General features: G+C 65.4%; 16 protein-coding genes. 6 read left to right on the top strand and 10 right to left on the bottom strand.

Going from position 1 to position 16,951, the window contains the following annotated elements; genetic code table 11:
- Positions 1-67: 67 nt before the first annotated feature.
- Together G481_RS0107030 and G481_RS0107035 are read right to left on the bottom strand one after the other, a co-directional pair.
- Entirely contained in the window at positions 68-1,306 is a 1,239-nt protein-coding gene (locus G481_RS0107030; RefSeq protein ID WP_028029393.1) for a saccharopine dehydrogenase family protein, read from the bottom strand.
- Between the two features lie 33 nt (positions 1,307-1,339).
- On the bottom strand, positions 1,340-2,434 hold the full coding sequence (locus tag G481_RS0107035) for a carboxynorspermidine decarboxylase (RefSeq protein ID WP_028029394.1): 1,095 nt from the start codon (positions 2,432-2,434) through the stop codon (positions 1,340-1,342).
- A 168-nt stretch (positions 2,435-2,602) separates the two neighbouring features.
- Between G481_RS0107035 and G481_RS23125 the strand changes: the two genes are divergently transcribed.
- Positions 2,603-3,067: a GNAT family N-acetyltransferase gene (locus G481_RS23125; RefSeq protein ID WP_051294364.1), complete on the top strand. Its 465-nt coding sequence runs from the start codon at positions 2,603-2,605 to the stop codon at positions 3,065-3,067.
- Here G481_RS23125 and G481_RS0107045 read toward each other — a convergent pair.
- From G481_RS0107045 to G481_RS0107060, 4 genes are all read right to left on the bottom strand, one after another.
- Positions 3,064-4,239 (bottom strand): MFS transporter, encoded by a 1,176-nt coding sequence (locus G481_RS0107045; protein ID WP_028029395.1) that lies wholly within the window; start codon positions 4,237-4,239, stop codon positions 3,064-3,066. The two genes, G481_RS23125 and G481_RS0107045, sit on opposite strands and share 4 nt — an antisense overlap.
- A gap of 3 nt (positions 4,240-4,242) precedes the next feature.
- Positions 4,243-5,715, bottom strand: a complete 1,473-nt coding sequence (locus G481_RS0107050) for a carboxypeptidase M32 (protein WP_028029396.1) — start codon at positions 5,713-5,715, stop codon at positions 4,243-4,245.
- Complete coding sequence (gene ctaA / locus G481_RS0107055; protein WP_028029397.1) at positions 5,712-6,866, bottom strand: heme A synthase; 1,155 nt, start codon at positions 6,864-6,866, stop codon at positions 5,712-5,714. The genes G481_RS0107050 and ctaA overlap by 4 nt, the downstream gene beginning before the upstream one ends.
- Before the next feature lie 151 nt (positions 6,867-7,017).
- On the bottom strand, positions 7,018-7,836 hold the full coding sequence (locus tag G481_RS0107060; RefSeq protein ID WP_028029398.1) for a sulfotransferase family protein: 819 nt from the start codon (positions 7,834-7,836) through the stop codon (positions 7,018-7,020).
- Positions 7,837-7,969: 133 nt separating this feature from the next.
- On the opposite strand from G481_RS0107060, the gene G481_RS0107065 reads away from it, so the two are divergent.
- Entirely contained in the window at positions 7,970-9,547 is a 1,578-nt protein-coding gene (locus G481_RS0107065; RefSeq protein ID WP_028029399.1) for a DUF5928 domain-containing protein, read from the top strand.
- Positions 9,548-9,562: 15 nt separating this feature from the next.
- Positions 9,563-9,946 carry a histidine triad nucleotide-binding protein gene (locus tag G481_RS0107070; RefSeq protein WP_028029400.1) on the top strand — a complete coding sequence of 128 codons (384 nt, stop codon included), beginning with the start codon at positions 9,563-9,565 and terminating at the stop codon, positions 9,944-9,946.
- A gap of 134 nt (positions 9,947-10,080) precedes the next feature.
- Here the strand turns inward: G481_RS0107070 and sfsA are convergent, their stop codons facing one another.
- Positions 10,081-10,773 (bottom strand): DNA/RNA nuclease SfsA, encoded by a 693-nt coding sequence (gene sfsA, locus G481_RS0107075; protein WP_028029401.1) that lies wholly within the window; start codon positions 10,771-10,773, stop codon positions 10,081-10,083.
- Between the two features lie 45 nt (positions 10,774-10,818).
- Here sfsA and G481_RS0107080 point away from each other — a divergent pair, with 45 nt between their 5' ends.
- From G481_RS0107080 to G481_RS0107090, 3 genes are all read left to right on the top strand, one after another.
- Positions 10,819-11,544, top strand: coding sequence for a competence/damage-inducible protein A (locus G481_RS0107080; RefSeq protein WP_028029402.1), 726 nt, complete (start codon positions 10,819-10,821; stop codon positions 11,542-11,544).
- A 2-nt stretch (positions 11,545-11,546) separates the two neighbouring features.
- Positions 11,547-12,296, top strand: a complete 750-nt coding sequence (locus tag G481_RS0107085) for a GNAT family N-acetyltransferase (protein ID WP_051294365.1) — start codon at positions 11,547-11,549, stop codon at positions 12,294-12,296.
- A gap of 68 nt (positions 12,297-12,364) precedes the next feature.
- Entirely contained in the window at positions 12,365-13,300 is a 936-nt protein-coding gene (locus tag G481_RS0107090) for an OmpA family protein (protein WP_161630511.1), read from the top strand.
- A gap of 56 nt (positions 13,301-13,356) precedes the next feature.
- On the opposite strand, the gene G481_RS0107095 is transcribed toward G481_RS0107090, so the two are convergent.
- From G481_RS0107095 to G481_RS23130, 3 genes are all read right to left on the bottom strand, one after another.
- Positions 13,357-14,262, bottom strand: a complete 906-nt coding sequence (locus G481_RS0107095; RefSeq protein WP_028029405.1) for a LysR family transcriptional regulator — start codon at positions 14,260-14,262, stop codon at positions 13,357-13,359.
- A gap of 254 nt (positions 14,263-14,516) precedes the next feature.
- Positions 14,517-16,001: an N-acyl-D-amino-acid deacylase family protein gene (locus G481_RS0107100; protein ID WP_028029406.1), complete on the bottom strand. Its 1,485-nt coding sequence runs from the start codon at positions 15,999-16,001 to the stop codon at positions 14,517-14,519.
- Positions 15,998-16,927, bottom strand: a complete 930-nt coding sequence (locus G481_RS23130) for a DUF6963 family protein (RefSeq protein ID WP_051294366.1) — start codon at positions 16,925-16,927, stop codon at positions 15,998-16,000. Before G481_RS23130 ends, G481_RS0107100 begins: the two co-directional genes overlap by 4 nt.
- Positions 16,928-16,951: the final 24 nt, after the last annotated feature.

Raw genomic sequence — 16,951 nt, forward strand, 5'->3', positions numbered from 1 at the left:
CAATGCCGGGGCAAAGGAAAACCGGGGGAAACTGGCCCCCCGGTTCACATCGGCGTTGGATCGCCGATCAGAAGTTCAGCGGACGGTCGCCCTGCGCATCACGAATGCAGGTCGGCAGACCGATCTGGTTCAGGATCGCCAGGAATGGCTTGGGGTCCAGTTCCTCGACGTTCTTCATAGTGCCGACATCCCAGGTGCCATTCGCGATCAGCATGGCGGCTGCAACCGGCGGCACGCCGGCGGTATAGCTGATGCCTTGCGAACCGACCTCGAGATAGGCGTCCTTGTGGTCGGCGACGTTATAGATGAACACCTCGGCCGTCGCGCCGTCCTTGGTGCCCTTGACCAGCGTGCCGATGCAGGTCTTGCCGGTATAGTCCGGCGCCAGCGACGAGGGGTCGGGCAGCACGGCCTTGACCACCTTGAGCGGGACCACTTCCAGCCCTTCGGCGGTTTTCACCGGCTTTTCCGACAGCAGGCCCAGGTTCTTCAGCACGGTGAACACGTTGATGTAGTGATCGCCAAAGCCCATCCAGAACCGCACATCCGCCTGCGGATAGTTGGTGGCAAGGCTATGCACCTCGTCATGGCCGGTCAGATAGGCTTTCTGTTCGCCCACCACCGGCAGATCCCAGGTCTTGCCGACCTCGAACATCCTGTTTTCCTGCCAGCCGCCATTTTGCCAGCTGTAAACGGTGCCGGTGAATTCGCGGAAGTTGATTTCCGGATCAAAGTTGGTGCTGAACCAGCGGCCATGGCTGCCCGCGTTGATGTCCACGATGTCGATCGACTGCGGCTGCGGCACATAGTCGTCAATGGCCAGCTTGGCATAGGCATTCACCACGCCCGGATCGAAGCCGACGCCCAGAATGGCGGTGACGCCGGCCTTGGCCGCTGCCTCGCGCCGCTTCCATTCATAGTTGCCATACCATGGCGGGGCTTCGCAGATCTTCTCGGGATCTTCGTGAATCGCCGTGTCCATATAGGCCACACCGCAGGCGATGCAGGCATCCAGCACCGGCATGTTCACAAAGGCCTGCGCGACATTGATGACAATCTGCGCGCCGGTCTTGCGGATCAGCGCCGCCACCTCGTCGGTATCGCGGGCGTTCACGGCATGGGCTTGCAACGCGCCCTCAACCTTCAGGCTGCCTTTTTCGCGGACACTCGCGATGATCGCTTCACATTTCGAAAGCGTTCGCGAAGCGATGTGAATGTCGCCCAGCACGTCGTTGTTCTGCGCGCATTTATGCGCCACGACCTGGGCCACGCCACCGGCGCCGATGATCAGGACATTGCGTTTCATTTCGCCCATGCACCTCCTTGGGGTTCTGCGGGTTTACGAAAGGGCGGCCACGAATTCGTCGTAGCCGAACGAGCGTTCAAGTTTCACCGTGCCATCCAGCTCGCGCACCGCGATGGAGGGCATCTTGACGCCATTGAACCAGTTCTTCTTGACCATCGTGTAACCGGCAGCATCCTGGATGCTCAGCCGATCGCCGGGTTTCAGCGGCTGATCGAACCGGAATTCACCGAAAATGTCGCCGGCCAGACAGGACTTGCCGCAGACCATCCATTCGTGGTCACCGCTTTCCGCCATCTTGGCCGGCTGACGGTAGATCAGCAGATCCAGCATATGCGCCTCGATGGAGCTGTCCACGATGGCAAGGTTCTTGCCATTGAACAGCGTGTCCAGCACCGTCACCTCCAGCGTGGCCGAATTGGTGATCGCGGCTTCGCCCGGCTCCAGATAGACCTGAACGCCGTTCTCATCCGAGAACCGTTTCAGCCGGTCGGCCAGCTTGTCCAGCGGATAGCCCTCGCCGGTGAAATGGATACCGCCGCCAAGGCTGATCCATTTCATCTGGCGGATAAGGAACCCGAACCTTTGTTCGATATGCCCCAGCATCGCGTCAAACCGGCCGAAATCGGCGTTCTCGCAATTGTTGTGGAACATGAAGCCGCTGACACGGTCCGCCACCTTGGCAATCGCATCGGGGTCATGTTCGCCCAGCCGCGAGAAGGGGCGCGCCGGATCCGCCAGATCGAAGCCCGAGGTCGAGACGCCCGGATTCACCCGCAGGCCCCGCACATGGCCCGCAGATACGGCATCGAAGCGGTCCAGCTGGCCGATGGTGTTAAAGATGATCTTGTCCGAAGACGCCAGAACCTCGTCGATTTCGTCCGGCGCATAGGCGACCGAATAGGCGTGGGTCTCGCCGGGAAATTTTTCGCGCCCCAGCTTGACCTCGAAGAGCGAGCTGGACGTGGTGCCGTCCATATACTGCGACATGAAGTCGAACACCGACCAGGTGGCGAAACACTTCAGCGCCAGCAGGGATTTCGCCCCGGACCGCTCGCGCAGCCAGGCGATCTTTTCCATGTTCGGCAGCAAACGCGCCTTGTCGATGACGTAGCAGGGTGTGGGAAGCATGGCGGGCCCTTCCGGCGACGGTGGTCGAAAGTGCGCGGACGTGCGCGGGCGGCGTGTAGCGGGTTTGGCCCGAAGTCTCAATACAATTTGGGGCCTGCCATGCCGTCATGCAACCCTTGCAAGGGTTTTGCGCCCACGGCATCACTGACGCACAACCCCCGAGGCCCCATGACCGACATCACCTTGCGCCCTGTTCCCGTCACCGACCCGCAAGCGCAGGCCTGCCTGATCGCCTATTACGACGAACTTTCGCGCCGCTTTGGCACGCTGTTCGAGCCAGGGGTCGAGCCGGACCCGACCGTCTATGATCCGCCGCGCGGCATCTTCCTGCTGGCCGAGCGCGCAGGCCAGGTGCTGGGCTGCGTCGGCCTGCGGCCCGACGGCGCGGGGGGCGAGATCAAGCGGCTCTGGGTATCGCCCGGCGCCCGCGGCCTCGGCCTGTCGCGGCGGCTGATGGCGGCCGTGGAACAGGCGGCGCGCGATCTGGGCTATGCCCGCCTGCGCCTCGACACCAGCCGCCATCTGGCCGAGGCCATCGCGCTGTATCGCCGCGATGGATGGGCCGAGATCGCGCGCTACAACGACAATCCCTATGCGGATTTCTTCTTTGAAAAGGCGCTGGACGCGCCCTAGGTGCTGCGCAAGGCGTGCAGCGCCAGGACAGAGATCAAGATCAGCCCCAGGCTCAGCCCCACCAGCGCGCCGAAGCCCGGCCCCTCCAGCAGCAAGGCCCCGATCATCGGCGCAAAGGCGTTGATGACCATCGAGGGCACCTGAATCCGCCCGGCATTGGCGCCATAATTCTCGGCCCCCAGCATGTCCGCAATCAGCACGGGGCGCAGGATGGTCGTCATGCCGATCGCCGCGCCCTGAACCAGCACATAGGCGATGACCATCCCGACCCCGGCCCCGGACAGGGCAAGGAATGTGGTGGCCACGAACATCGCGCACAGGGTCAGCAGTGTGGCCCGTGCGTTGCTGATCCTGGCCTCGGAATACATCAGCGCGAATCGCCCGGCGACCTGCGCAGGTCCGATCACGGCCGCCGCAAAGACCGCCAGTTCCTGCGAATAGCCGCGCCCGACCAGCACCGGGATCAGCAGGTGCGCGATCATCCAGTGGCTCAGGCCGGACAGCGAGAACATCACCGCCAGCAGCCAAAGCCTGCGGGACCGCGTGCCCGATCCGATGGGTGGCGCTGGCGCGGCAACCGGCGGCGGCGCGCCAGCGCGAATCCGCCGGGTGCCCCACCAGTTCAACGGCACCACGCCAAAAGCCATCACCGCCGCCCCCGTCATCAGGGCGAACCGCCAGCCCTGCCCCTGCGCCAGCGCGGTGTAGGCCGGAATGGAAACGGTGCTGGCAAATCCGGCAACCAGCGTCACCCGGATGATCGCGCGGCGGGCATCGCGGCCAAGACGCCGGATCAGAAAGGCAAAGCAGACCTCGTATTGGCTGGACAGCTGCCCGATGCCCAGCAGCATCCAGATCAGCGCCCATTGCACCGGCGTCTGCACCTGCGACATCAGCACCAGCGCAACCACCCCGATCATGGCACCGAACACCATGAGTTCAGGGCCGCGCCCGCCATCGACGACCTTGCCGATCAGCGGGGCAAAGGCGGCCCCGACCAGCAGCGCCAGCATGGGGCCAAGGGCCAGCGTGGACTTGGCCCAGCCCAGATCCTCGTGCCAGAACAGCACCAGCCCGGCAAAGACAAAGAACTGGCAGGCAAAGCCCAGCATCTGCCCGGCCGCCAGCGCCCAGACGGCCGGGCCGCGCGACAGGGCCTCGGTGGGGCTCATGCGTCAGAGCCGGTAGAGATCACCGAACTTCGCCTCGAGGTAATCCAGCAGCGGGCCTTCGTCGGGGGCAAAGCCGCAGGCATGTTCCACCGTCGCGCGCGGCTCGCGCAGCCCGCCGTGGCGTTGCAGCCGATCGCGCAGCCAGCCAGTGGCCGGCGAGGTATCGCCCGAGGCCAGCGCGACATCCAGATCGGGCAGGTCAGCCCGCATCGCCCGCGTCAGGCAGCCGGCATAGACATTGCCCAGCGAATAGGTGGGGAAATAGCCGAACAGGCCCACTGACCAATGCACATCTTGCAACATGCCATGCGAAGGCCGGTCCACCGCCACGCCGAAATCGGCCAGGAACCGATCGTTCCAGGCGGCTTCCAGATCGGTCGGCAGCAGATCGCCGGCAATCAGCGCGCGTTCCAGATCGAAGCGCATCATGATGTGCAGGTTGTAATGCACCTCGTCGGCCTCGGTGCGGATGAAACCGGGCTGCACCCGGTTCACGGCGGCATAGAACGCGCCTTCGTCGCCCAGGTTCAGTGCCAGCCCCTCGGCCTGCATCCGGCGGAACAGCCAGCCGGTAAAGGCGCGGCTGCGGCCCAGCTGGTTTTCATAGCTGCGGCTTTGGCTTTCATGCACGCCCATCGACACGCCGCGCCCCAGCGGGGTCAGCAGATAGGCCTGGTCGATGTTCTGCTCATAGGCGGCGTGGCCAACCTCGTGGATGGTGGAATAGAAGCAGTTGAACGGATCGGCCTCTTGCACGCGGGTGGTGATGCGCACATCGTTGCCCGACCCGCTGGAGAACGGATGCACCGCCAGATCCAGCCGCCCGCGCGTCCAGTCATAGCCAAAGGCACTGGCCAGATCGCGGGCAATGCGCATCTGCGCCTCGGCCGGGAATTCGCCGCGCAGGGGCTCGGGCGCCGTCGCGCCCAGCACCTTTTCGCGCAAGGCAACCAGCCGGGGCCGCATCCGGCCAAAGACACCGCCGATCCATTCGGCGGTGGCGCCGGGCTCATAGTCGTCCAGCAGCGCATCATAGGCATCGGCATTGGTGCCCTGCGCCAGCGCGGCCGCCTCTTCGCGTTTCAGCGCGATGACCTGCGAAAGCGTCGGCAGGAAATGCGCCACATGGTTGCGGGCCCGGGCGTCGGCCCAGATGCCTTGTGACAGGCTGGTCAGGCGGGCGAGTTCCTGTGCCAGACGGGCAGGGATCTTCACCGCGCGATCATATTCGCGGCGGATGTGACGCAACTGCGCGGCCTCGACCTCGGTGGCCGCGGACGCCGTGGCAAGCCAGTCCGCGATGCGCGGGTCGGTGCGGCGGGCGTGCAGCACGCCTTCCAGCGCCGCGCTTTCCTCGGACCGCTGATCGGCCGAGCCGCGCGCCATCATGGTTTCCTGATCCCAGCCCAGACGGCCGGCGACCTGCGCCAGCGCCTCGGTTTCGCGCTGGAACGCCATCAGGTCGGAATAGCTCATGCCGTGCCCTTTCGGATCGACCCCGCCACGGGGTATTGCGCCAGATGCCGGGCGCGCAGGATCAGCACCCACAGGATGACCGCGCCAATCTGGTGGGTCAGCGCCACATGCAGATGCGCGCCGGTCAGAACGGTGACGATGCCCAGAACCATCTGCCCGAACAGCATGACCGCCACCCAGTCATAGGCCCGGCGCGTCGCCAGATGCGGCGATTTGCGGCCCCGGTTCCAGACCACCAGGCCGAAGACGAACAGCAGATAGCCCGACATGCGGTGCATGAACTGCACCAGCCCCTCATTCTCGAAGAACGCCCGCCACAGCGCGCCGCCATCGGGGACATAGAGCGCGTTCGAGGGGAAGAATTCGCCGTTCATGTCGGGCCAGGTCGGAAAGGCGCGGCCCGCGTCGATCCCGGCGACCAGCGCACCCAGCAGGATCTGCAGGAAGGCAAAATGCATCAGGCCCGTGGTGATCGAGAACAGCCGCCCCTCGCGCCCGCGTCGGGCCTGCATGAGGTCCGACTCGGACCGGCCAAGCAACAGGACATACCAGGCGATGAAACCAAGGATGACGAAGGCAAGGCCCAGATGCGTGGCAAGACGATACGAGGCCACGCGCACCATCTCGCCGGTCAGGCCGCTGGCGACCATCCACCACCCGATGGCGCCCTGAAGCCCGCCCAGCGCGCCGATCCAGACCAGCCGCCTGGTCCAGCCCGGCGGGATGCGTTTCGTCAGCCAGAAGAAGACGAAGCCCAGCGCCCAGACCAGCCCGATGGTGCGGCCAAGCTGCCGATGGCCCCATTCCCACCAGTAGATCGTCTTGAACTCGGACAGGGTCATGCCCTTGTTCACCAGCTCGTATTGCGGGATCTGGCGGTATTTGTCGAATTCGGCCTGCCAATGGGATTCGGACATCGGCGGGATCGACCCGGTGACGGGCCGCCATTCGGTGATCGAGAGGCCGGAATCGGTCAGCCGGGTGGCGCCGCCCACGGCGATCATCGCGACCACCATCAGGAACAGCACTGCCAGCCACACCCGAACCGCCCCGCGCGCGCCGCGCGGCGCCTTGTCGATCATGCCGCCCGACGTGGGGCTGGCGGAACGTTCGCCCTGGACTTCCTCGAAGATGCTGCGTGGCTTGGCCATGATGCGCTCCCGTTGCTGGCGGCCAAACTATGCGCGGGCGCGGGGGGGTGCAAGGCGGTGCGAGGGGGGGGGCGCTGCCCCCATGGCAAGGACAGCGCGGGAAGGCCACCAAGGCGCAGCCCCCCGGGATATTTGGATCAAGGCGAAAGGATCAGCGGCCCAGCTTGGCGTGAACCTCGTCCAGGTCGACCTCGGCCAGCGGATACTTGTTGTCGGGGTCGTCGAAATCATAGCGGAAGAGCTGGAAATCCTTGCGGTAGATTTCCCACATCAGGTGGCGCGACAGGTCATCGAAATAGGCGCTGACCGGATGGGCGCGCTTTGGCCCGTGACCTTCGGATTCGTTGAACCGCGGGATCTGCGCCAGATCGACCTTGAAAGGCGTGTCGATGGCGTCCAGCACCTTCTGCATCCCGTCGTTGAACCGCTCGGTGAAGAAGATCTGGTTGTAGCGCCCGCCGTTGACGATGAAGGTCGAGATATGGCCCGACATGGCCGACCAGTGAATATCGGGCTCCATCGGCTTGCGGAACCGGATGGTATCGCGCGCGAACAGAAGAAAGCGGCGGAAGCTGGCGATCTGATCGAACTCTTGCTTGCCATCGTCGCCGCCGACCTCGATGCCGTATTTCTGGGTCAGCAGCGGCACAAGGTTGCCGCGATAGCGCTTGCCGTTGCGCTGGATGCCGCAGATCTTGTCAAAGAACGACGACAGGATGCGGGCATAGGGATTGCGCACACAGGTAAAGGCCAGAATCTGCTGGTCCTTGACCGCGCGGGTGATGGCGGGCTGGCTCTCCTCCATCGCCCATTTGTGCAGGCCCGAGGTGGCATCGTGGATGTCGCCATCGAAGAAACGACCATGATCTGAATAGAACATGATCTGACCGATGGTAGAGCAGGCGCATTTGGGCACCACGCGGTAGACCACGCTTTCGCTTTCGGTCATCCAGGTTCCGGGAAATCCCATGTTCGTTGCCTTTTATCTATTCCTGCCACCCCGCACGCCACCATGCGGCACGCGCGTAAACTCGGCCTTTCCAACCCTTGTGCAAGACCATTAAAGAAGGATCGTGGCACGGTGAAGGCATACTGTTTCCGATATGGCAAAAATCGCGTATATCCTGCTCTGCCATAAGGACCCCGAAGGGATCATCGCCCAGGCCGAACGGCTGACCGCGGCAGGCGATTACATGGCCATCCACTTCGACGCCAACGCCAGAAAGGCCGATTACGACCGCATCCGCCTGGCGCTGGAGGGCAACCCCTCGGTGGTCTTTGCGCAGCGGCGCATCCGGTGCGGCTGGGGCGAGTGGAGCCTGGTCGAGGCGACCTTGCAAGCCGTGCGCGCGGCGATCGAGGCGTTTCCGCGCGCGACGCATTTCTACATGCTGTCCGGCGATTGCATGTGCATCAAGTCGGCGGAATATGCCCATGACTATCTGGACCGCGAAGATGCCGACTTCATCGAAAGCTTCGATTTCTTCAACTCGGACTGGATCAAGACCGGGATCAAGAAAGAGCGGCTGATCTATCGGCACTGGTTCAACGAACGGCGGCACAAGGCGTGGTTCTACCGCTCGCTCGACTGGCAAAAGCGGCTTGGGCTGGCGCGCAAGATCCCGGACGATCTGCAGATCATGATCGGCAGCCAGTGGTGGTGCCTGCGCCGGCGCACCGTCGAATGGGTGCTGGACTTCTGTGACCGCCGGCGCGACGTGATGCGGTTCTTCCGCACCACCTGGATCCCGGACGAGACCTTCTTTCAGACACTGGTGCGCCATGTGGTGCCGGAATCGCAGATCCGCCTGCGTCCGCTGACCTTCCTGATGTTCACCGATTATGGAATGCCGGTGACGTTCTACAACGATCACTATGACCTGCTGCTGGCGCAAGATTACCTGTTCGCCCGCAAGATCTCGCCCGAGGCGATCGAGCTGAAGACCAAATTGGGCGAGCTTTACGCAGCGACGGGCCGCGCCTTCGCCATTTCCAACGAGGGGCGCAGCCTGTTTCGCTTCCTGACCGGGCGCGGGCGGGTGGGGCGCCGGTTTGCGCCGCGGTTCTGGGAAACCGGCACCAGCCTGGGGCGCGAGCGGACGCTGATGATCGTGACCTGCAAGAAGTGGCATGTCGCCAAGCGGCTGGTCGACCAGATCGGGGCCCGTGCCGGCATTCCGGTCGTGCATTACCTGTTCAACGAGGCCAGCTGCGCCTTGCCCGACATGGGCGGCATCCAGACCACGCTGGAAAAGCGCACCCGCCACCGGCGCGCGCTGGTGCGGATGCTGTTCGACCTGTGGCAGACCGACCGGCTGGTCATCTGCATCGACCCGACGAACATCGACCTGATCCAGGACTTCTATTCCGACAAGTCGAACGTGCGCCTTCTGCATGTCGATTGCGCGTTTTCCGATGATTACCTTCTGGGCCATGCCCGGCGGGTCGGCCTTGCCGCCGACGGAACGCCGCAAGATGTGCTGGACCGGCTGTTGCCGACGATCCGCTATGACATCCGCTTCGAGGCTGATCGCCTGCGCGATGCCGACTTCGACGGCTTTCACCGCATCCGCGAGGAGGCCTCGCCAGACGAGAATGCCTTGCCGCTGGCGCGGTTCCTTGGCATTCCGTTCGAGACCGCGCGCGAGATCGCCGCGAGCGACCATCTGTTCAGGGACTGAGAGCCGGAGAGACCCATGGCCTATGCCTATGACACCAACAATATCTTCGCCCGCATCCTGCGTGGCGAGATCCCCTGCCGCAAGGTGATGGAGACCGAGCATACGCTGGCCTTCCACGATATCGCCCCGCAGGCGCCGGTGCATGTGCTGGTCATCCCCAAAGGTGCCTATGTGAATGCCGACCATTTCGCGCTGGAAGCCTCGGATGCAGAGATCGCGGATTACACCCGCACCATCGGCAAGATCTGTCAGGAACTGGGCATTCGTCCGGGTGACGGCGGGCAAGGCTATCGCCTGATCGCCAACAGCGGCGAGGCAGGCATCCAGGAAGTGCCGCACCTGCATTTCCACATCCTGGGCGGCCGCGTTCTGGGCCGGATGCTGAAACAGGCGGACTGAGCCGCCGCCGAAAAGCCCCGGACGGGCCCGGCCGCATCCTTCCGGATACCGGGCAATCCGGCCTCCCCCCTTTCGCCTTGATCCAAATATCCCGGGGGGAGTCCGGCCACGGGCCGGACGGGGGGCTGGCCCCCCTACCCGATCACCACCGGACCTGCCGCCACCACCTCATCGGTGGTGATCCGGCAGCCCAGCCCCAGCATGGCCACGCCTGCCGCCCGCGCCTCGGCAAAGGCTGCGGCATAGGCGGGGTCAGTGTCGGCCGCAATGCGGATACGGTCGCAATCGTCACGGGCCAGAAGATAGACCATCGCCGCCCGCTCGCCCCGCCGCACCGCTGCCGTCAGCGCCCGCAGATGCCGCGCGCCGCGCTCGGTTCGTGTGTCGGGGAACTCGGCCCAGCCATCCCGGGCCAAGGACACGCTTTTCACCTCGACCCAGACCGGGCCATCGCCACCATCAAGTCGAAAGTCGATGCGGCTTTCGCTGTCCAGCCGCGCCTCGGGGCGGATGGTCTTATAGGGGGGCAATCCCGGCACCGCGCGGGCCTCCAGCGCCTCGGCCACCACGCGGTTGGCCAGGCCCGTGTCGATCATCGCCATGCCGCCGCCAGGCAGCTCGGCCAGCTTCCAGCCCCAGTCCAGCTTTGCCCCCGGACGGGCCGGGGCCAGCCAGCACAGCATGCCCGGATCCAGCAGCCCGGTCATCGCACCGGGGTTCGGGCAATGGGCCGTCACGATGCTGCCATCCGGCATTTGCATATCTGCAAGAAATCGCTTGTAGCGCTGTTGCAACCTTGACGCGAAAAGGGGGGTAGGAAAGCGCATGAACCCGGCCTATACCCAAGAGTTGGGGGCTGCAAGGAGACGGAGATGGCGAATCCTACCGCCGCGATGCTGGTGATCGGCGACGAGATTCTGTCGGGTCGCACACGCGATTCCAACATGCACCACCTTGCCCGAGAGCTGACACGACATGGAATCCGCCTGATGGAGGCACGGGTCGTCGCAGACGACCAGCCCGCCATCGTCGCCGCGCTGAACGCGCTGCGGGGGGCCTGGGATCATGTGTTCACCTCGGGCGGGATCGGGCCGACACATGACGACATCACCGCCGATGCGGTCGCCGCCGCCTTTGGCGTCGGGATCGACATTCGCGACGATGCGCGCGCCATTCTGGCGGCGCATTACGACCGCGCAGGGCTGGAATTCAACGCCGCCCGCCAGCGGATGGCCCGCATCCCCGACGGGGCGACGCTGATCGAAAATCCGATCTCCTCGGCCCCCGGGTTCACCATCGGCAATGTGCATGTCATGGCCGGCGTGCCGACCGTGTTCGAGGCGATGGTCGCCAGCGTCCTGCCCCGGCTGACCGGCGGGGCACCGCTGCTGAGCCAGTCGTTGCAGGTCAACTGCGGCGAGGGCGAGATTGCCGGGCCCTTCGGCGCGCTGGCCGCCGAATACCCCGATCTGTCGATGGGCAGCTATCCGTTCATTCGCAATGGCGCGCATGGCACCAATCTGGTGATTCGCGGCACTGATGGCGCCCAGCTGGATGCGGCCATGCAGCGGTTGGTCGCCCTGTTCGGGCACGGCTGACCATGCTGCATGCCACACCGCCGAAATCGCTGATCGCGCCATCGACTCCGCGGCTGCTGTCGGCGGTCGATGCCACCTGGCCCGCCGCCGAGCTGCACGAGGTTGGTCCCTGGCTGATCCGCGAAGGTCGCGGGGGCGGCAAGCGCGTCTCTGCCGCCACGGCCGAAGCGCCGGTGACCGAGGCCGATATTCCCCTGGCCGAGGCGATGCACCGCAAGCTGGGCCAGACCCCGCTGTTCTGGATCCGCCCTGGCGACGAGGCGCTCGATGCCATGCTCGAGGCGCGCGGCTACAAGGTGGTCGATCCGGTCGACCTGCGGGCCGCGCATGTTTCGGCCTTTGACGCGCCAGAGCTGATGTTCAGCTTTCCGCACTGGCCGCCGCTGGCCATGGCGCAGGACATCTGGCGCGAAACCGGCATCGGCCCGGAACGGCAAGCGGTGATGCTGCGCCCGCGCGGCCCGGTCACCGCCTTCATCGCGCGCAGTCCCGAACGGCTGGACCGGGCCTGCGGAACCGCCTTTGCCGCCATCGACCGCGACATTGCGATGATCCATGCCGTCGAGGTGCTTCCGGCACTGCGTCGGCAGGGTTCCGCTCACAACATGCTGCGGTCTGCCGCATGGTGGGCCCAACAGAACGGGGCAGAATGGCTGGCGCTGGCCGTCACCCAGGCGAACGAGGGGGCGGCGCGACTCTATGCTTCCCTGAACATGGGCATTGTGGGACAGTATCACTACAGAAGCGCCTGACAATGGGCCGAGCAGTGATGCCAGATTGCCAAGTTCTCTCTCTTCGCGGCTTGCGGCGCCTTGTGCAGATGGCATTGGCGGTCGCGTTGGGCGTGGCCCCCGCCGTCGCGCTGGAAGCGCCGTTTCCCGAAGGGACCGAACAGACCGCCATGCGGGTCGAACGGCTTGGCAGCTACGGGTTGCCGATCGGTCCCTGGGCGGATGGCAGCATGCTGACTCGCCGCACCGAAGGCCGGATCGAACAGACCGCCTGGCGCATTCCCGCCCCCAACCAGAGCACGCTGGAACTGTTGCAGCCGATGCGCGCGGCCCTGCTGGCCGATGGCTGGCGGATGATGTTCGAATGCGAAACCGTCGATTGTGGCGGGTTCGATTTTCGCTATTCAACCCAGGTGCTGCCCGAACCCGGCATGCATGTCGATCTGGGTGATTTCCGCTTTCTGTCCGCCCGCAAGGGCATGGGGATGACCGAAGAACACATCAGCCTGCTTGTCAGCCGATCGACCGGGGCGGGGGCCGGCTATGTGCAGATGATCCACGTTGGCCCGCCCGACGTGCGGCCAGCCCCCCCGCGCCCCGACACAGCCCCTTCCAGGCCCGAGATCCTGGCGCTGTCCACGATGTCCGCCGACGGAATCAGCGCCGCGCTGGAACGCGGATCGGTGGTGCTGGACGGTCTGGAATTCGCCAGCGGCGCCGCCGATACCCCAAAGGGCGCTGACGGCCTGCTGAAGGATCTGGCCGCCTATCTGGCAGATCACCCGGATCGCAATGTCGCGCTGGTCGGACATACCGATGCCTCGGGCAGTCTCGAGGCCAATGTTGCCCTGTCGAAACGCCGGGCCGAGGCGGTGCGCAGCCGACTTGTGCAAGAGTACGGTGTCGAGGCCGGGCGACTGGTTGCGCTGGGGGCCGGCTTCATGTCGCCGCGCGATTCCAACCTGACCGAAGAAGGCCGCGCCAGAAACAGGCGGGTCGAGGCCATTCTCGCCTCGACCCGATAAGTTGGTATTGATGCACCTTGACGTGACGCCTTGGCCCCCGGCGTCCAGGGAACTGCTCACCAGCTATCCGGCCCTTTGTCCGCATAATTGCGCACCAGAAAATCAATGAAAGCCCGCACCTTGGGCTGGGTGAAGCGGCCAGGCGGATAGACTGCATAGATGCCCATGCTTTCAGCAGGAAGGCCGGGGATCGCCTCTTCGACAAGCCCCTGTTTCATGGCGTCGGCATAGAGGAACGAGGGCAGGTAGGCGATGCCCAGCCCTGCGATGGCCGCGTGCAGCAGTGACTGGCCGTCGTTCACCGTCAACCAGCCGTTCGAGCGCACCTGACGCCGCTCGCCCGACGGTGCGGTGATTTTCCAGACGTTGCCATTGGCCTGGCTGGAATAGTGCAGCAGCTTGTGATCGTTCAGATCGTCGATCTTCATCGGGCGGCCAAAGCGCTGGAAATAGGACGGCGCGCCGATCATCCGCTTGGAGGTATCGCACAGCTTGCGCGCGCGCAGGGTGCTGTCTTCCAGCTCGCCCACGCGGATCGCCATGTCGAACCCTTCGGAGATCAGTTCCACATAGCGGTTGTTCAGCACCATGTTCACGGTGATGTCGGGGTATTCCTGCAAGAACCCCCCAAGGATGGGCGAGAGGTGATTCACCCCGAAGTCGGTGGCCACCGAGATGCGCAGCAGGCCCGAGGGCGCCGATTGCATCGAGGTCACCAGGGCATCCGCCTCGCCGGCATCGTTGAGCACGCGCCGGGCGCGGTCGTAATAGGCAAGGCCGATCTCGGTCGGCGATACCCGCCGGGTGGTGCGGTTCAGAAGGCGCGCGCCAAGTCGTGCCTCGAGCGCCGAGACGTGCTTGGAGACGGCCGATTTGGAAATCCCCATCTTCTTCGCCGCGTCGGTGAATCCACCCTGGTCCACAACCGTGGCGAAGGCTTCCATTTCGGTCAGTCTGTCCATTGTCGTCCCCATGCGAATAGTCCGGGTGTTCATCCGGTATTGCCGGTCAAATGGGGCGGGATTGGGGAAAGCGCGCGACAAGTCCGGGGTATTCCGGGGGATCGTCTACGATCTGGAAGCGATCGGGGGCGGGTTTTCAGGGTGTCGAACCGGGGATAGGGGGGGCTGTCTGCCCCCCTCTGGCCCGTTCCGGGCCATTCACCCCCCGAGGATATTTGGATCAAGGCGAAAGGAAAGTGCGCCTTGGCGGCGGATCACCCGGCCGGTCTTGCGGCCGCCATCTTGTGCGCCGCGCGGTCGCGCCGCAGGTAGCGTCCCGGGCGCGCGCCGGTGGGGCGGCCATCTTCCCAGACCGGGGCGCCGTTCACCATCACAAGGGCGATGCCGGCCGCTGGCTGGATCGGATCGGTATAGGTGGCGCGGTCGGCAATGGTGCGGTCGTCGAACAGCGTGATGTCGGCCATGAACCCGGCCCGCAGCTCGCCCCGTTCGGCCAGGCCGATCTCGCTGGCGGTCAGCCCGGTCATCTTGTGGACCGCCGTTTCCAGATCGAACAGCCCCAGATCGCGCGCATAGCGGCCGAGCACACGCGGGAAGGTGCCCCACAGGCGCGGATGCGGCCGTTCGTCATGCGGCAGGCCGTCAGAGCCGATCATCGTGGGCGGGTAGGCCAGGATGCGCTGGACGTCTTCCTCGCACATGCGGAAATAGACCGCGCCGGCCGGGATCAGCCGGGCGCAGGCCGTATCCAGATCGCAGCCCCATTCGGCGCAGATATCGGACAGCTCGCGCCCGGCCATCTGCGGCGCGCCGACCGACCAGGTGACGATGGTGCGCGGGCTGACCTTGGCATGAGACGCCGTGAGGATGGTCGAGCTGGCCTCGTAGGGGTAGCAATCGAGGCAGATCTGCTGATCCGCCCGATGGGCGCCAATATGGGCGAGCGTCTGGACGGACTGGCCAAAATTTTCCTCGCCGGCCAGTTTGTGGTGCGAGATCAGCACCTGAACCCCCAGCGCGCGGCCGACGGCGAAGCTTTCGTCCAGGGCCTCGATGCTGTGCCCGCTTTCGTCGCGCATATGGGTGGCATAAAGGCCGTCATGCGCGGCGATGGGGCGGGTGACCTCGATCACCTCTTCGGTCGTGGCGGCAATCGCAGGCGGATAGGCAAGGCCGGTCGAGACACCCAGCGCGCCGGCCTCCATCGCCTCGGCGACCAGGTCCTGCATGGCGGCAATCTGGGCCGGGCTGGCCGGGCGGGTCAGATCATCCATGGTGATGGCGCGCAGGGTGGTATGGCCGACGTAGTGGGCGCAGTTCACCGCGGCAGGCGTCGCATTGAACGCCGCGACATAGGCGGCGAAGGTCGGAAAGCGATACCAGTCGCCCGAGGCATCCAGCAGATCCAGCGGCGGGGTCACCGGGCGCTTGACCGGCACCGGCATGGGCGCCAGCGAGATCCCGCAATTGCCGCCGATGACGGTGGTGACGCCCTGGCTGACCTTGGCGGTCATCGACGGGTCGGAAAACAGGATGCGGTCGTCGTGGGTGTGCACATCGATGAAGCCGGGTGCCGCGATCAGGCCCGTCGCGTCGATCTCGCGCGCCGCGCTGTGGCCGGACAGATCGCCGATCGCCGTGATCCGGTCACCATCGACGGCAATGTCGGCGGTGCGGCGCGGGGCGCCGGTGCCGTCGATCACGGTGGCATGGCGGATCAGGATGTCGTGGCGGGTCATGTCGGGGTCCGTTCATAAAGGAAACAGCGTTGAGCAAGTCCGGGGCGGGCGATCAGCACGCCGCCCCGCAGATCGGCAAAGGCTTCGCTGGCCGCCCAGCCGATGTGGCGGCCCGATTGCCAGATCGGCACGCGGGCATAGACGGCCGTGATACCGGGTTTCGGGCCGAAATAGGCCGGATCGGCGCTGTGGATGGCGGTCACCAGGCCCGAGGTGTCGATCTCTACTGCCTCATGTCCGGCGGGGGTGACGGGAACGCGATCCGGCAATTGCCCGAACGCCAGCGGCGCGGGGCCAAGGCCCATGACCTCGGCGGCAATCGCACCAAGGGCTGCTGCCAGCGCATCGCCCGGCAACCTGACCGTGGTGATGGAATTGTAAAGGATCGCACAGGCCGCATCGCCTTGCTGCATCACATGACGCCCGGTATCGCCGCGCCCTTCCACCCGCGGGCTGTTGGCGGCCAGCACCGGGCCGGACCATGGCAGGCAGATCAGCCCAGCATCCATCGCCGGGCCAAGGGACAAAAGCGCCTCCAGCCCCGCCTGTGTCAGCCTGCCCTGCGCCATCGCCGCCAGCGCCGCCAGATTGACCGGGCGGCCATCGGGCAGCGGGCTGGTCGGCAGGCGATGGCCGGTGACAAGACCGCCCGCATTGCCAGGCAGGAACTGGGTCAGCGGCTCGGGCCGGTCAGGGCCGCTGGAGATCAGCGCAGCGTGCCGCGCCTTGGCCCAGCCATCGGGCAGGGTCAGGCCGCTGGTGCCGCCGCGCTGGGTGGTGGCATAACGGGTCTCTCCGACGCCATCGCGCCAGGCGAAAACGCAAAAGCCCCCGATCTCGCCCCGGCCCAGCAATTCGGCCGCCAGCAGGGCGCGCCAGGCGGCAAGCCCGGCCCCGGGTCCGCGCGTGGCTATTCCGATGGTCATGGACGAACCCTCCCTACGCCCGGT

Origin of the sequence: Gemmobacter nectariphilus DSM 15620, from assembly GCF_000429765.1 — a bacterium.
Classification (GTDB): domain Bacteria; phylum Pseudomonadota; class Alphaproteobacteria; order Rhodobacterales; family Rhodobacteraceae; genus Wagnerdoeblera; species Wagnerdoeblera nectariphila.